Annotated in this window: 11 protein-coding genes; all 11 read left to right on the top strand. The window is 62.5% G+C overall.

Going from position 1 to position 14,516, the window contains the following annotated elements; genetic code table 11:
* The first annotated feature begins 52 nt into the window (after window positions 1-52).
* The 11 genes from rho to buk (EII26_RS00080) all read left to right on the top strand — a co-directional run bounded on the left by rho (window position 53) and on the right by buk (EII26_RS00080) (window position 14,310).
* Window positions 53-1,690 (top strand): transcription termination factor Rho, encoded by a 1,638-nt coding sequence (gene rho / locus EII26_RS00130; RefSeq protein ID WP_124887104.1) that lies wholly within the window; start codon window positions 53-55, stop codon window positions 1,688-1,690.
* Between the two features lie 510 nt (window positions 1,691-2,200).
* Window positions 2,201-3,562, top strand: a complete 1,362-nt coding sequence (locus EII26_RS13580) for a peptidoglycan DD-metalloendopeptidase family protein (protein WP_158612053.1) — start codon at window positions 2,201-2,203, stop codon at window positions 3,560-3,562.
* Window positions 3,563-3,688: 126 nt separating this feature from the next.
* Entirely contained in the window at window positions 3,689-5,296 is a 1,608-nt protein-coding gene (locus tag EII26_RS00120; RefSeq protein ID WP_124887102.1) for a CTP synthase, read from the top strand.
* Window positions 5,297-5,363: 67 nt separating this feature from the next.
* On the top strand, window positions 5,364-6,512 hold the full coding sequence (locus EII26_RS00115) for a hypothetical protein (protein WP_124887101.1): 1,149 nt from the start codon (window positions 5,364-5,366) through the stop codon (window positions 6,510-6,512).
* A gap of 83 nt (window positions 6,513-6,595) precedes the next feature.
* Complete coding sequence (locus EII26_RS00110; RefSeq protein WP_124887100.1) at window positions 6,596-7,783, top strand: hypothetical protein; 1,188 nt, start codon at window positions 6,596-6,598, stop codon at window positions 7,781-7,783.
* Between the two features lie 37 nt (window positions 7,784-7,820).
* On the top strand, window positions 7,821-8,372 hold the full coding sequence (locus EII26_RS00105; RefSeq protein WP_124887099.1) for a hypothetical protein: 552 nt from the start codon (window positions 7,821-7,823) through the stop codon (window positions 8,370-8,372).
* Entirely contained in the window at window positions 8,351-10,066 is a 1,716-nt protein-coding gene (locus EII26_RS00100) for a hypothetical protein (protein ID WP_124887098.1), read from the top strand. Before EII26_RS00105 ends, EII26_RS00100 begins: the two co-directional genes overlap by 22 nt.
* A 115-nt stretch (window positions 10,067-10,181) precedes the next feature.
* Window positions 10,182-11,003 carry an aminotransferase class IV gene (locus EII26_RS00095; protein ID WP_124887097.1) on the top strand — a complete coding sequence of 274 codons (822 nt, stop codon included), beginning with the start codon at window positions 10,182-10,184 and terminating at the stop codon, window positions 11,001-11,003.
* A 73-nt stretch (window positions 11,004-11,076) separates the two neighbouring features.
* The gene (gene buk, locus EII26_RS00090; protein WP_124887096.1) at window positions 11,077-12,159 is read left to right on the top strand and encodes a butyrate kinase; all 1,083 of its coding nucleotides are present in this window, start codon (window positions 11,077-11,079) and stop codon (window positions 12,157-12,159) included.
* Between the two features lie 74 nt (window positions 12,160-12,233).
* On the top strand, window positions 12,234-13,160 hold the full coding sequence (locus tag EII26_RS00085) for a bifunctional enoyl-CoA hydratase/phosphate acetyltransferase (protein ID WP_124887095.1): 927 nt from the start codon (window positions 12,234-12,236) through the stop codon (window positions 13,158-13,160).
* An 82-nt stretch (window positions 13,161-13,242) separates the two neighbouring features.
* On the top strand, window positions 13,243-14,310 hold the full coding sequence (buk, locus tag EII26_RS00080; protein WP_124887094.1) for a butyrate kinase: 1,068 nt from the start codon (window positions 13,243-13,245) through the stop codon (window positions 14,308-14,310).
* Window positions 14,311-14,516: the final 206 nt, after the last annotated feature.

The following is a 14,516-nucleotide window of genomic DNA, read 5'->3' as shown; positions in this document are numbered from 1 at the left end:
TGTGTTCGAGGTGATCGATCATGATGTATGACGAACAGGGGCCAGGCGTTCCATGGTGAGGCAGCTGAAGGAGGGGGCGGCCCCCAAAAAGCGGGGGCGCCCGGCCGCGAGCAAGGCGCACGACCTGAACGCGGAGCCGGAAAGTGCGGCTTCGGTCCGAGAGGTGCCCGAGCCCTCCGCGATTCCTGCAGCCGAGGAGTCGGGCAAAAAGGCGATCCGGCCGCGCGGTCGGCCCCGAAAAGCCGCTCCGCCCGAGGCGGAGGCGAAGGCCGTCACCGACTCCGAGGCGGTCGATAAGACGCGGACGGCGGAGAGCTCCCCATTGCCTCCCGATCGCGGATACGAGACCGAGTCGGCCGCTGTCGAGCCTTCCGTGAAGGAGCCCGCCATTTTCGAGGCTCCCGCCCCGAGCCCAGTTGAATCCCCCTCTCATCCTAAGCCCAAGCACACCTATGGTTATCTCGCGTCCCAGACCCTGGCGGATCTCCGCAGGATTGGCCGGGAGCTGAATGCTGCCGGAGCATCGACTCTGCGGAAGGACGATCTGATCATCGCCATCCTGAGGGCGCAGGCGGAGAGCATGAACTATCGGTTCGGAGGAGGAACGCTCGAGATCCTGCCCGAGGGGTTCGGCTTCCTGAGACCCAAGGGCATGCTGCCCACGGACAACGACGTCTATCTGTCGGTATCGCAGATACGCCGGTTTGGCCTGAGGAACGGGGACGTGATCTGGGGACTGATCCGCCCCCCGCGCGAACTGGAGCATTACGAGGCGCTTTTGAGGGTGGAGACCGTCAATTTTTCCGACCCCGAACATTCCAGACGGCGTCCTCAGTTCGGTCAATTGACCCCCATTTTTCCCAATGTCCGCATCAACTTGGAGACCGGCCCGGGCGACTGGGCGACGCGTTTGGTCGACATGTTTGCGCCCATAGGCATGGGACAGAGGGCCCTGATCGTCTCTCCCCCGAAGGCCGGGAAGACGACGCTGCTGAAGCGCATCGCCAAGGCGATCTCCTCGAACTATCCGGATGTCATCTTGATGGCGCTCCTGATCGACGAGCGGCCCGAGGAGGTAACGGACATATCCCGTTCCGTGGACGGGGAGGTCATCGCCTCGACGTTCGACCGCCCTGCGGACGAGCACATCCGAGTGGCCAATCTGGCGTTGGAGAAGGCCAAGCGTCTGGCGGAGGCCAAGCGGGATGTGGTGATCCTGCTCGATTCGATCACTCGTCTGGCCCGGGCGTCCAATCTCACCGTTCCCCCCTCGGGGCGTACCCTTTCGGGAGGGCTCGACCCCTCGGGACTCTATTTTCCCAAGCGGTTTTTCGGCGCAGCCCGCAATTTCGAGGAGGGGGGGAGCCTGACGATCATCGGAACGGCTTTGACGGATACCGGGAGCCGCATGGACGACGTCATCTACGAGGAGTTCAAGGGAACGGGGAACATGGAGCTGCATCTTTCCCGGAAGTTGGCGGAGCAGCGCATCTTTCCGGCCATCGACATCACGCGCTCGGGGACCAGGCGTGAGGAGCTCCTGATTCCGGAGGACGAACTGGCCAGGCTCTGGGTCCTTCGGAAGCGCATCGTAAGCGTCGACGAGGCGGGAGCGCTGAACCTGATTCTCGACAAGCTGCGCCAGACGCGCAACAATCGCGAGTTCCTGATGTCGATCAAGCTCCTCTAGGAGAAAGCGGAAAAACGCATTTTCTGCTGCTCAGGCCTGCTGTGAGGATGTGCTATAATGCTCAGCGAGGTTGATTTCCCCTCCGCTTTTCTCGTGGGAAAAAGACCGAAGGTCTGTTTCAACTGAGCTTTTCATGCCTTCAAACAAGGAAAACCGCTTCCCGGGCCGAGGGGAGCCAGGGGCGGTGTTCTTCGTTCGTTTGGGTATGCATGGAGGATTGACCATGCCGGAGCGGTCGGTTTTTCTGTCTGAGTTTCGTTTCGGCGGAATCGGGAGGAATGTTTGTTGAAAGCGTTCGATCGCAAAAAAGAGGGTCGAAAAGCCGTCTCCCGGAGTAGGAAGGGATCGGGTTTCAGTTGGGGGTTTTGTGCCGTCGTGTGTTGCACGATGGGCTTGGCTGCTTTTCTGATGTTTTCGGCATGGGGACGATTTTCGGGAGTCGCCTGGGGGAGCCTTATGGAAAACCGTGAGGCTCCCCTTGTCTCGTTGGAAGGGTTTGTCTCCGTCGATATGAGCGATTATTCCGAGGGCGGGGAGCCCGTTCCGCCCCGGCCTCAGGAGCCCGTGCCGGAGAGCCTGACCCTGGGCATAACCGGGCAGCGCCCTTCCCGGCCGACGGACGATTCCCTTCCTCGGGAGCTGGAGCTGAAGCTTCCCGAGGCTCGGGTGGCCAATTTGCCCCTGCCGCTCCCTGTGGAGGACGTGGCTGAGGATTTTGGTCCTTTGCCCAAGGATCTTTCCGATTTCGAGTCCATCGTGCTCAGTACGGAGGATGACGGGACACGGCTTCCCGATGACGGCATGGAGGACATGTCGGACATGGAGCTGCCGGAGGCGGGAATCCGTTTGACGGATGTCGGTTCGAGCTGGAAGGAGCATGTCGTAAAATCCGGCGAGACCCTTTCGGACATCGCCCTTCGCCATGGCGGGGTGACCGCTCAGGATATTCTCAGGGCCAACGGCCTGAAGGATGCCAATCGCCTGGCCACAAATCAGATTCTCCTGATCCCCAACAATCCGGAAGAGGTGGAGAACACGCTGGAGGAGGTCCGTACCCGGCAGATTCGGGTCGCTTCTCTGCGCGAGGAATCCAAGCCCCTCAAAGTCCTGGCCTATGTCGTGGTCCAGGGCGACAGCCTCTGGTCCATCGCCAATGCCCAGAGCATCGAGCTCGATACCCTGGTGGGGAGCAATACCTTCAAGAGTTCCGCGACCCTGCGGCCCGGTGCGGTCTTGCGCATACCCAATCAGGACGGAATCTTCTACACGCTGCGCAAGGGAGAGAAGATCGAGCAGGTCTGCAAGCGCTACCAGGTCGACCTCGAGCGGACGCGCAAGGTCAACCCGACGGTGGACCTCGTCTCCCTGAAGCCCGGCGATGAAATCTTCCTCCCCGGCGCCCGTCCCGAGGCCGTCGCCGAGGTCAAGTCGGAGGGCAAGAAAGCCAAGAGCCCTCCGTCCAAGGGGAGGGACGTTCAAAAGGGTGTCCGGTCCTATCGATGGCCCGTGATGGGGCGCATCAACAGTCCCTTCGGCTGGAGGCGGCACCCGGTCACTCGGCGTCGGGACTTCCACACCGGAATCGATATCAAGGCGGATCGGGGAATGCTCATCAGGGCAGCCCGCGATGGGCGTGTGGCTTATTCGGGCTGGATGGGCGGCTATGGCAAGGTCGTCGTCGTGGAACATGCGGGAGGGCATTCGACGTTCTATGCCCATTGCAGCACGCTTCTGGTGGGACAGGGGGCGAAAGTGAGCCAGGGGCAGAACGTCGCCAGGGTGGGAACGACCGGCAGATCCACCGGACCACACCTCCATTTCGAGGTCCGTAAGGGGAACAGCCCGGTCAATCCGTTGCAGTACCTTAAATAACCGACACAGCATATTCTTCGAGAAACCGTGCAGGGACCAGAAGTTTTTTTTTTCTGGTCCCGTTTTTTGTTTGAGCGTATCGATTTTTTAGCGTTCTGACCTGATGGTCGGGGAGGTAGACGGACAATGGCGAAGTACGTTTTCATAACGGGAGGAGTGGTCTCCTCGCTGGGCAAAGGAATCACGGCGGGGTCCGTGGGGACTTTGCTCAAGAAGAGGGGCTTCAGGGTCTCGATCATCAAGGTGGATCCCTATCTTAATGTTGACGCGGGAACGATGAACCCTTTTCAGCACGGCGAAGTCTTCGTCACCGACGATGGGGCGGAGACGGACCTCGACCTGGGGCATTACGAGCGTTTCATCGACGAGACACTGAGCGAGCAGAACAGCATCACGACCGGTAAAATTTATTTGAACGTCATCGAAAAGGAACGACGGGGAGCTTATCTGGGCGGAACGGTTCAGGTGATTCCCCACATCACCAACGACATCCAGGAACGCCTGGTTCGGGCGAGCGAGGGCTTGGACGTGTTGATCGTGGAGATCGGGGGGACCGTGGGCGATATCGAGGGGCAGCCCTTCCTGGAGGCCATTCGTCAGATGGCGGACCGAGTCGGGCGTGAGAACGTGGTCTACTGCCATGTGACGCTCATCCCCTGGCTGGAGGCGGCCAAGGAGCTCAAGACGAAGCCCACTCAGCACAGTGTCCAGGAGCTCCGCCGGATCGGCATTCTCCCGAACATTCTGGTCTGTCGCACGAGCCATGCCATGGACCAGGAGATGAAGAACAAGATCGCCTTGTTCTGCACGGTTCCCCCGGAAGCGGTGATCGAGGTCCAGGACGAGCCGACGATCTACAATGTCCCCTTCAGTCTTCATCGTCAGGGGCTGGATTCTTTGATTCTCCGCTGCCTCGGGCTGCCCTGCGGCAAGGAGCCGGACCTGTCGGACTGGCGCCGTGTGGTGGACGGTTTCATGGATGCTCCGGATTGGGTGGAGATTGCGCTGGTCGGGAAATACGTGCAGCACAAGGACGCTTATCTGAGTGTCGTGGAAGCTCTCTACCATGCCGGAGTGCGCCATAACGTAAAGGTCCGGGTCCGCGCCGTGGAGTCGGCGGAGCTTGAGTCCTCCGGGGCAGCCGAGATCCTGAGAGGGGCCGACGGAATTCTGATTCCCGGCGGGTTCGGTTCGAGAGGGGTCGAGGGAATGATCGATGCGATCCGCTATGCCCGGGAGGAGGGCGTGCCGCTTTTGGGAATTTGTCTGGGCATGCAGATGATGGTCGTGGAGTATGCCCGTAACGTCTGCGGCCTGGCCGGGGCGCACAGCGAAGAGATGGACCCCTCGAGTCCCCATCCCGTCATTCATTTGATGCAGGAACAGGCCCATATTGATAAAATGGGAGGAACGATGCGTTTGGGGGCCTATCCCTGCGATGTCGTGCCCGGGACCTTGGCGGAACGCTCCTACGGCTCCCTTCAAATCAGCGAACGCCATCGTCATCGCTACGAATTCAACAATGCGTATCGGGAGAGCCTGGAGAGGGGAGGGCTCAAGATCTCCGGGGTGTGTCCCGATGGGGAGCTTGTGGAGATCGTCGAACTGCCGGAGCATCCCTGGTACCTCGGGGGACAGTTCCATGGCGAGCTGAAGTCCCGGCCGACGCGCCCCCATCCGCTTTTCTCCGGTTTCATCGGCGCTGCGCGGCGCTTCCGGAACGACAGGGGGTAGGCGTTTCGAAGGTTTTGAAGAGGACTTCGCCGTCGTCGAGTCTTTCTTGAGAAGAGGAGGTAACGTTTTGAACAGAAAGTTTTGGGGCGGGTTACTTTTGGGGGCGGCGCTGTTGTGCCTGTCGATCGCTTCCTGTGCGGTCGCGGCTCCCGCGGACGATGAAAAGAGTTCCTCCAGCCTGATGATGGAGCGGATCGAGACGCTTGTTTATGGAGAACCGAGCAAGGGCGGGCTGATCGAGCGGCTGAACGGGATCGAGAGGGAGCTCTTCGGGCGCAGCCTGCCCGGCAGCATCGCGGAGCGCCATTCGGCGATTCTCAACTTTTTGGAGGTCGGGACCGAGGAACAGCCCTCCATGATTTTCAAGCTCGGCGTTGCCGAGTGGATCGTCGGCAAGAGGATCCACGGATCCAGGTCCGCGCTGAGGCGTCTTGAGACTCTGGAGACGGATATGGATGGGGATCTCCAGTACGGCAAGCCCGTCGCGATGCGTGTCGAGCGGATTCTGGCCACGCTGGTATCGGATCCGGTGACCTTCCGCAGCGTTACCCTGCCCGCAGCGACGGTCCTGAAGGTGCGCTTCATGGAGGAATTGAGCCCCGCCAAAAACCGGAAGGGGGACCTCGTTCGTCTTGCGCTGACCGACGACCTCTTCGTGGAGGATTGCCTGGTCGCTCCGCGCGGTTCGCTGGTCGAGACCGAGGTGCGGGAGGTCAAGAAGCCGAGGGCCTTCGGCGTTCCGGGAGAGGTTCGGCTGACCTTCAACTCCTTGCTGCCTCTGGGACCGCAGCGTCCCAGGGTGACCACGGGAGAGGCGTCCAAAAAGGCGGTCGAGGCCGCTCAGAAGAGCGGGGACAAGGGAGAGGGCGCCATCATAGGGGCCGGAGCGGCAAGCCTTGCCGGAGCGGCGCTGTTGGGCCCCGTCGGTCTCATCGGCGGCCTTTTCATCCGGGGCAACTCCATTCGTATCCCGGAGGGGACCCTCACTTTCGTCCAGACCTCCGATGACGTCACAGTCTCCGCCTATGTCGTCCCGGAGAGCCTGCGCGTCGATCCGAGCGCGGTCATCCGACAGAGCGTAGGGCAACCTGCCGGAGGGGCAAGCACGCCCTCGGCCGACTCCGAGAGGGATATCATCATCAAAAAGCGTCCTTCCGCACAGCCCTCCTCCGAGGGGGACGCCTTTGAGCTTCCTCCCGAGCAGAAGATCAACTGACGTCCTTCAAAGCCTGAAATCCCCCCGTGCCGCCGCCTCCGGGGCGGGGCGTTTGGTCGCGACTCATGAAGGGAGGTGGCGGAGTGTCCGGAATTCGAAGAGGCGGGGCTTTTTTGCGTGTCCCTTTCAAGTGGGCGTGTCTGGGATTGCTGTCGTTCTGGATCGTCTCTGAAGCGGGAGGAGATCGTTGCGATGCGGCCGTGGCCAATCCTTTCGACGACACGATAAGGATCTTGGAGCGCTGGACGGTGACCCACTGGGGCAGGGACTGTTTCGTCTGGATCGTGCATTATCCGGAGGAGCTCGTCGATCCCTGGGTCGACGCCGAGGCGCTGCGGGTCGGGATGTCCGAGTCCGAGCGGCGGGCGTATCGCGATACCTTCGTCTCGGAACTCAGAATGGGAAAGGCGGAGCCCTTCCTTTTGACGGTCTACTCCTTTGGACCCAGGCCGGTCAGCCTCGCGCCTGTCTCCGACAACGTCCTCCTGGTCACCTCTTCGGGCGAGCGCCTTCGTCCCGTCCGCTACGACTCGCAGCTGGATCAGGCCGTGAACGGCGTCGTCCAGGGCCTGGTCTTTTTCCCGAAACAGGTGGATGCGGACTTTGCCGTTGCCGTGAGGGGAATGGGCGTTCACGACGAACGCCTGTTCTCCTTCGCTCGGGCGCGGGGCTCGGAGACGTGGAACGCGGAGTCTCCGACGCAGGAGGACCCGGGGGTCGTGGTCGTCGAGCTGCCGAAGAAGTCCCCCAAAAAGCGGGGCCTCTCCCGGTCCGTCCCCCAGAGGCCCACACCGGTTGCGCCCCCGGTCGTGACGCCGCCCCCGCCGCCCGTCGCGCCCCGTCCCATTCCGCCGCTTCTCTCGGAGGATTCCGGGGACATGGCTGCCTTCGTGGAATCGGTGCGGGAGCGGGGTGCGTCCTCTCCCGATGTGAGGGAGGAAACGCCGCCCAAAAACGTGGACAACGCCTATGTGAGCCGGGAGCAGGTGCTGCGGCGCTTCCTGGCCCTGTGGTCGGACAACCGGCCGGACGAGATGTACGCGATGCTCGCCGCCTCATCACGGAGGGCTCTGTCACAGGAGAACTTCGCAAAGGAAATTTCCAAGGCCGCTGACTTTCGGGCAGGGCTGAAGAGTGGGTACAGGATCGACTGGCTCGGGGAAGAACGGGCCAAGGTGATTGCGGACCGGCGCTTTCTGATGTTCCGCTCCCTGGTCGTTCGTACCCTCGGTATCGTCCGGGAGGAGTCCTCCTGGAAGGTCGTATGGTAGTCCGCGGCTTGATTGGAGCCCTTGGAGAACGAGGGGGATGAGGATGCGCAGAGGGGGCCTGTGGCTCCTGATGGCCTGCCTGGGCGTAGCGGTTCTGGTGCGCTACGTGATGCGCGACATACGTCTCGACGTCGACCTTCTCCGGGAGGGCTTGCTGCGCATGCCCGGCATCGTCATCGAAAACCTGGAGTTCGACCGCGAGATCTCGGGGGATGCCTGGCGTGTCCGCCTTCCTTTTGCCGAGAAGTTGGGCGAGGGGGTTTCCGTGCGGTCGATAGACATACGGCGTCGGCTCGCGTCCGGCGGGGAATGGTATTTCTTCGGCTCGTACGGGGTTTACTCGAACGACGAGAGGGCGGCTGTGCTGAGGGGGCTGTTGGGCACGCTCGAGACGCCCGATCGGGTGCTGAATCTGGAAAGCCCGGAGCTCGAGTGGCGTGAGGCGCGCAACGAGTTCCGGTTTCCCTTGGGATTGACCCTTTACGATGACGAGTTCGTTCTGAGAACGCCGGAGGCCAGCATGGACGAGAGCGGTGTCGTGCTTTTGGAAAAAGGAGGTTCGGTTACATGGACGAAACCTTTGAGGTAGCCCTGCCGTCCCTCTCCGGTGCCCCCAGGGCTCGGAGCCCGTGGTTCGTGGGCTGGATTCTGGTTGCCGTCCTGTGCGGGGGCGGTCCGCTCTTCGCCGACGAGCCCGCTAAGGTCGTGCTGAACGCGGACAGGGTCTCCTACGACGACGAGTCGGGGCAGGCGAGGGCCGAGGGCAGGGCCGTCCTGCTCTATCAGGGAGCGACCATACGGGCCGAACGCATCGACTACGATGCTCAGACCCAGAAGGTCCGAGCCATGCCTCTTCCGGGCGAGAAGGTGGTCCTGCAGGCGGGGGACAAGTCCCTCGCTGGCGACCGGCTCGACTACGACCTGGCGACGAAGGAGGGGATCCTGTCCGGGGCCCGGGCAAACCTTCCCGTGGGGGCGGGGACCCTCTACGTGTATGGGGGAGAGATCGAAGTTTTCCCCTGGGATCTGGCGGTCGAGAGGGGGATGGTCCGAGGACGTCCCGGGCGTCCGGATGACTACGTCGCGGAATGGCACGACGTCGTTCTGACGACCTGCGCGCTGGACCATCCCCATTATCGGCTCGAGTCCAAGAGCATCTCCTTCGTCCCCGGACGGAAGGTTACGGCAAAACGTCCGCGGATCTACCTGGGGGATACCTACCTTTTCACCTCGCCCATGGACTATGTGGTCCAGATCGAACGCAGGGCTCTGAAGTATTCGGTGATGCCCTACCTGCAAAGCAGCCGGACTCGGGGAACCGGGGGGGGAATCACGGGAGCGCTGGCCTGGGACACGGGGGCCCTGTCCCTTGGTGTGGCCCTGTGGAGCGACATCGGTACCGAATGGATGATCGAGGCCGAGCAGTCCTTCGGCGGCGGCTTTTCCATCAAGGGCGGCGTCGCCTATTCCTGGGACGAGCTCTGGGACGAGACGATCTGGCACCCTTACGCCTCCCTGCTCTTCGAGCGGGCGGGGTGGTTTGCGGCCCTGAATTGGACCAAGAGCGAGTACGTCAAGGACCAGAAGGATTCGGCCCACCAATACGAGGGACGGCTCGACCGACGGGCGGAGCTGCAGGTGCGTTCGCCCTGGTTCCGTACGTCCCCCGAGTCCTGGCTGTCGCTCTCGGCCTCATGGGGCACCTATCGTGAGGAGACCGCCGGCTACAGAGGGGACACGACCTCGCGCTACGGGGCGGGGTTTCGCAGTTATTTCGAAAAAGCCCTGGGGACCGAGGTGGAACTTTTTTCGAAATCATGGGGCGAAGCCTGGTTTTACGACAAGGACGGAGCGGATCAGCAGATCCTTTGGAGCCTGATGGGGCTGCGCTATCGATTGGGAGGCCTCGAGCTCGCCACGGCATACGAGCGTCGTCACGTCTGGGGGGAGGGGGCCATGCTCTGGGATCGATATCGAGAGGCGGAGAAAATTCGCCAGAAACTGCGCTTCCCCCTGGGACGGGAGATGTTCGGACTGGTCCGCGGCAGCTACGACCTCCAGCAGTCCGAGGTCGACGAGGTCTTTTACGCCCTGCAGTGGATCACCGACTGTATGAAATGGGAACTGCACTACGTGGACGACCGCACCTCCGGGGCGGAGGACCGGATCGGCCTGACCCTGTCCATCCTGGCTTTTCCGGAAACTCCGGCATCCTTCGGTCAGGATACGGACGAGGATCCTTTCGAGCGCCCCCGGGATTTGCCCCTGGCCTCGGAGCGATGACGCACGGGGCGGCGGTGCCGCGGAGGGTGCGCTTGTAAGGATAGAACATCCTCGTTTCAAGGTATTTCAAGGGCGTCCATCGATGCCCATCTCTTCGAGTTCGGGGGCTTTCGTGATGGAGTTGTGTTATATCGACGGGCGCTTCGTTCCGCCCGAGGCGGCCGTGTTGCCCGTCAGCGATCTGATGATCCAAAGGGGCGTTGGGGTCTTCGAGACGATTGGGACGTATGAGAGGAGGCCCCTGATGCTGACGCCGCACCTGGAGCGCCTTCTGGCGGGGGCCGAGCGGTACCGGATCCGTCCGGTCCTGTCCCTCGAGGCGATGCGGGAGGTCGTGCGGGAGGGGATCGCCCGCCTGGACATGGAGGTGCAGATCAAGGTCTATCTCTCCGGGGGCGATATCTTCGAGCCCGGGAGAGGGTTCGTGTCCCCTCGTTTTTTTGCCGTCTTCGAGAGGCTGAGCCTCCCGTCGCCCGAGCTCTACGGGAGGGGTGTCGTGCTCGAGCCGGTCGATGCGGGGCGCGATAATCCGGAGGTCAAAAGCGTGGACTACAGGGCGACCTATGCCCTGTCCCGTCCCGACGCATTCGAGGTGCTCTACTGTCCGGGGGGCGAGATCACCGAGGGAGGGCACAGCTCGTTCTTTCTTGTACGGGACGGAGTTCTGATCACGGCGCCGTTGTCGCGGGTCCTCGGGGGCACGACGCGCAGGGCCATCCTGGAGATCGCACGCGGGGAGGGCATACCGGTGGAGGAGCGCTGCCCCACGCTCGGGGAGCTGGCCGGGGCTGCGGAGGCCTTCCTCACCGGAAGCGTGAAGAAGGTCCTTCCCGTGTCGCAGATAGGGGATCGGATAATCGGTGACGGCCGCCCGGGCCCGATAACCGCGCGGCTATCCGAGCTCTACCTCGGTCATATCCGGAGATGGCTGGAATGACTTCGATGCGCCCGGGCCGTGGACGTGACCGTAAAATGAGTGGCCGACAAAAATCAGGGAGGGAGAGGTCCCGATGACGTTCTCCATTTTGACGATCAACCCCGGTTCCACCAGCACTAAGCTGGCCCGATTCGAGGGGGAGGTGTGCGTGTGGAAGGACACGCTGCGGCATTCCATGGAGGAGCTGGCGATTTTTGGCGCGGTCGCGGACCAGTTCGATTTTCGCATGCAACACATCCGTTCGGCCCTCGCCGCCCACGATGGAGAGGACGTTCACCTGGACGCGGTGGTGGGGCGCGGGGGGATCATCGATCCCGTGCCCGGGGGAACTTATCGGGTCGACCCTTCCCTGGTCCAGCGTCTGAGGCTTGGCCGACCTTGGGATCATCCCTCGAACCTCGGGGGCGTCCTTGCCTTTGCCCTGGCCGAGTCGTGGGGCGCCCCCGCCTTCATCGTCGACCCCGTCTCCGTCGACGAGATGATGCCCGAGGCGAAGGTGACCGGGCTTCCCGAGCTGGTCAAGCCCTCCTTTCTACATGCGCTCAACGTCAAGGCGATGGTCCGGCGTGCGGCGCGCGAGCTCGGAAGGCCTTGGGATGCCGTCAACTGCGTGGTGGCTCACCTCGGAGGCGGAGTGAGCGTGGTGGCCCACCGCAAGGGACGTGCCGTCGATGTGAACAGTGCCAACGAGTGGGGGCCCTTTTCGCTGGATCGCGTCGGGGGGCTGCCGGTGGGGGATTTCGTGCGGCTCTGCTTCAGCGGGCGCTACAGCGAGGGGGAGGTTCGCCGCAAGCTGACCTCCGGTGGAGGGCTCCGCGCCTACGTTGGGACGAACGACATGCTGGAGGTCAACCGACGCGTCGAGGCGGGGGACGAAGAGGCTGCGTTGTACCGCAGGGCGATGGTCTGGCAGATTGCCAAGGAGATCGGGGCGCAGGCCGTCTCGATCGGGGAATCCGTTGACGCCATCGTTTTTACGGGCGGGATCGCTAACGATGGCGGCTTCATCCGAATGCTCCAGGAACGGGTGCAATGGATCGCCCCCTGCCTGGTCTATCCTGGGGAGGACGAGCTTCTGGCTCTGGCTCAGGGAGGACTTCGGGTCCTGAGGGGCGAGGAAACGGCGCGGGACTACGCGTCGAGCGTCATCCGTTAAAGGGGATTGCGCGTCGGCCGGGCCCGGCCGCATAAAGGCTTCAAACTATCACAAAACTGGGAGGTTTTTCGGCTATGGAACAAATTCGTTCGTTGTCTCAGATGATCGAGGAGGCCAAGAAGCTCTGCGCGAGCAAGGGAAGAAAGCGCATTTCCGTCGCCATGGCGGAGGATGCGGGCCTGATATCCGCCATCGAGGAGGCCCGGAAGGCCGGGCTCGTCGATGCGACCCTGGTCGGAAACGTGGATAAGGTCAAGGCCTGCATCGCTCAGGCCGGAGCTTCGGAGAAGGACTACACGGTCATCGACGAGAGGAGCGAGGCCAAATGCGGCCTGGTCGCCGTGGCGGAGGTCTCCTCCAAACGCGCGGACATCTACATGAAGGGGCAGCTGCACACCGACCATTTTCTGCGCGGGATGCTGAACAAGGAGGTCGGGCTCCGGAGCGGCAAGGTCATCTCCCACTGCTACTTCCATCAGATCGAGGGATACGACCGCATCCTCTTCATCGCCGATGCGGCGTTCAACACCTACCCCGATCTGAAGCAGAAGGCCGACATCCTGCAGAACACCGTGAACTTCGCCCGGGCCCTGGGCGTCGAGTGCCCGAAGGTCGCCTGTCTTGCGGCGGTCGAGATGGTCAATCCGGACATGCCCTGCACGCTGGATGCCTGTGCCCTCGTTCAGATGAACCAGCGCGGGCAGATCAGGAACTGCGTCGTGGACGGTCCCCTGGCCCTGGACAACGCCATCAACGAGGAGGCGGCGAAGATCAAGAAGATCTCCTCCCCGGTGGCGGGACATGCGGATGTCCTGCTGGTCCCGCACATCGACGCCGGGAATATGCTGGCGAAGGCGATCGTCTACTTCTCCAAGAACGAGACGGCGGGAATCATCGTCGGCGCTGCGGCCCCGGTCATCCTGACGAGCCGCGCGGACTCTCCGCGCGCCAAGATGCTCTCCATCGCCGCAGCCGTCATGATGGCCCATCACGCGGGCTGATCGAACCAAGGGCCTCGACCGGCATCATCCGTTTTGCCCGTCCCCGCCGCCGGGGCCCTTTTTCACGGAAGGGGTGGTTGCGATGAAAATTTTTGTCATCAATCCCGGTTCCACCAGCACGAAGATCGCCCTCTTCGAGGGGGCCCGTTGTCTTTGGACGGAGACGCAGCGCTACGACGCTTCCGAGCTCGAGCCGTTTGCCTCGGTGGCGGAGCAAGAGGGATTTCGTTATGAACGCATAGCGCAGATTCTCGAGGAGAAGGGCATCGAGGCGTCCTCCTTCTCTGCGGTCGTGGGGCGCGGAGGCCTCCTCAAGCCGGTTCCGGGCGGAACCTATCGGGTGGGGGCTCGGATGCTTCAGGATCTGAAAAGCATGGCCTACGGCTCTCATGCCAGCAACCTGGGAGCCGCCCTGGCCGTACGATTTGCAGCGGCCGCCGGCGATGTCCCGGCCTTTATCGTCGATCCTGTCGTCGTGGACGAGCTGGCCGACGAGGCACGGGTCTCCGGGCTTCCCGAGATCCCGAGGATTTCGATCTTTCACGCCCTGAACCAGAAGGCCGTGGCGCGCCGTGCAGCGGCGGAACTGGGCAAGACCTTGGCGGACTGCAATCTGGTCGTGGCGCACATGGGCGGCGGGGTCTCCGTCGGAGCGCACCTCAAGGGACGGGTGATCGACGTCAACAACGCCCTGGATGGCGAGGGGCCCATGTCCCCCGAGCGATCGGGAAGCCTTCCGGTCGGTGCTCTGGCCTCACTTTGTTTCAGCGGCCGGCATACACTGACCGAGGTGCAGCGGATGATCTGCGGGAGGGGCGGCCTTGTGGCGCATTTGGGGACCAACGACCTCCGGGAGGTGGAGAAGCGTGTCTCCTCCGGAGATGCGAAGGCCGTACTGGTCTTCGATGCCCTGTGCCTCCAGATCGCCAAGGAGATCGGAGCCTGCTCCGCCGTGCTGAAGGGATCCGTCGACGCGATCGTCCTGACGGGCGGTTTGGCGTACAGCGATCGGTTGTGCGAGGCCCTGACGGCTCGAGTCGGCTTTATCGCTCGCATCCTGCGCTATCCCGGCGAGGACGAGATGCAGGCCTTGGCCGAGGGGGCCCTGCGGGTTCTCAACGGGGAGGAGAGCGCGCTGGACTACGACTGACGCTTCTTTTGAACTTGTGTCCTCTCCTTCGTCCAGTTTGTACAAAGCTCTCCGGCGATAGACCGGGGAGCTTTTGTGTTCGGGCTTCCTCGAGGGGGAGGGCAGACTGCAAGTCTTTCAATTCGGACAGGGATTTTCGTGATATCATAAATAAGGGAGAAGCTGGAGATAGCATGGATTTATGCATTATTTTTTGCTTTTTCTCC

Origin of the sequence: Fretibacterium sp. OH1220_COT-178 (assembly GCF_003860125.1) — a bacterium.
In the GTDB taxonomy this organism is placed as follows: Bacteria; Synergistota; Synergistia; order Synergistales; family Aminobacteriaceae; genus CAJPSE01.
This window is presented reverse-complemented; position numbering and strand designations above follow the sequence as displayed.

Bases quoted from the DNA above. Each gene is read 5' to 3' on its own strand.
- rho (WP_124887104.1), top strand. From the start codon at position 53: ATGGTGAGGCAGCTGAAGGAGGGGGCGGCCCCCAAAAAGCGGGGGCGC.
- EII26_RS13580 (WP_158612053.1), top strand. From the start codon at position 2,201: ATGAGCGATTATTCCGAGGGCGGGGAGCCCGTTCCGCCCCGGCCTCAG.
- EII26_RS00120 (WP_124887102.1), top strand. From the start codon at position 3,689: ATGGCGAAGTACGTTTTCATAACGGGAGGAGTGGTCTCCTCGCTGGGC.
- EII26_RS00105 (WP_124887099.1), top strand. From the start codon at position 7,821: ATGAGGATGCGCAGAGGGGGCCTGTGGCTCCTGATGGCCTGCCTGGGC.
- EII26_RS00100 (WP_124887098.1), top strand. From the start codon at position 8,351: ATGGACGAAACCTTTGAGGTAGCCCTGCCGTCCCTCTCCGGTGCCCCC.
- EII26_RS00095 (WP_124887097.1), top strand. From the start codon at position 10,182: ATGGAGTTGTGTTATATCGACGGGCGCTTCGTTCCGCCCGAGGCGGCC.
- buk (WP_124887096.1), top strand. From the start codon at position 11,077: ATGACGTTCTCCATTTTGACGATCAACCCCGGTTCCACCAGCACTAAG.
- EII26_RS00085 (WP_124887095.1), top strand. From the start codon at position 12,234: ATGGAACAAATTCGTTCGTTGTCTCAGATGATCGAGGAGGCCAAGAAG.
- buk (WP_124887094.1), top strand. From the start codon at position 13,243: ATGAAAATTTTTGTCATCAATCCCGGTTCCACCAGCACGAAGATCGCC.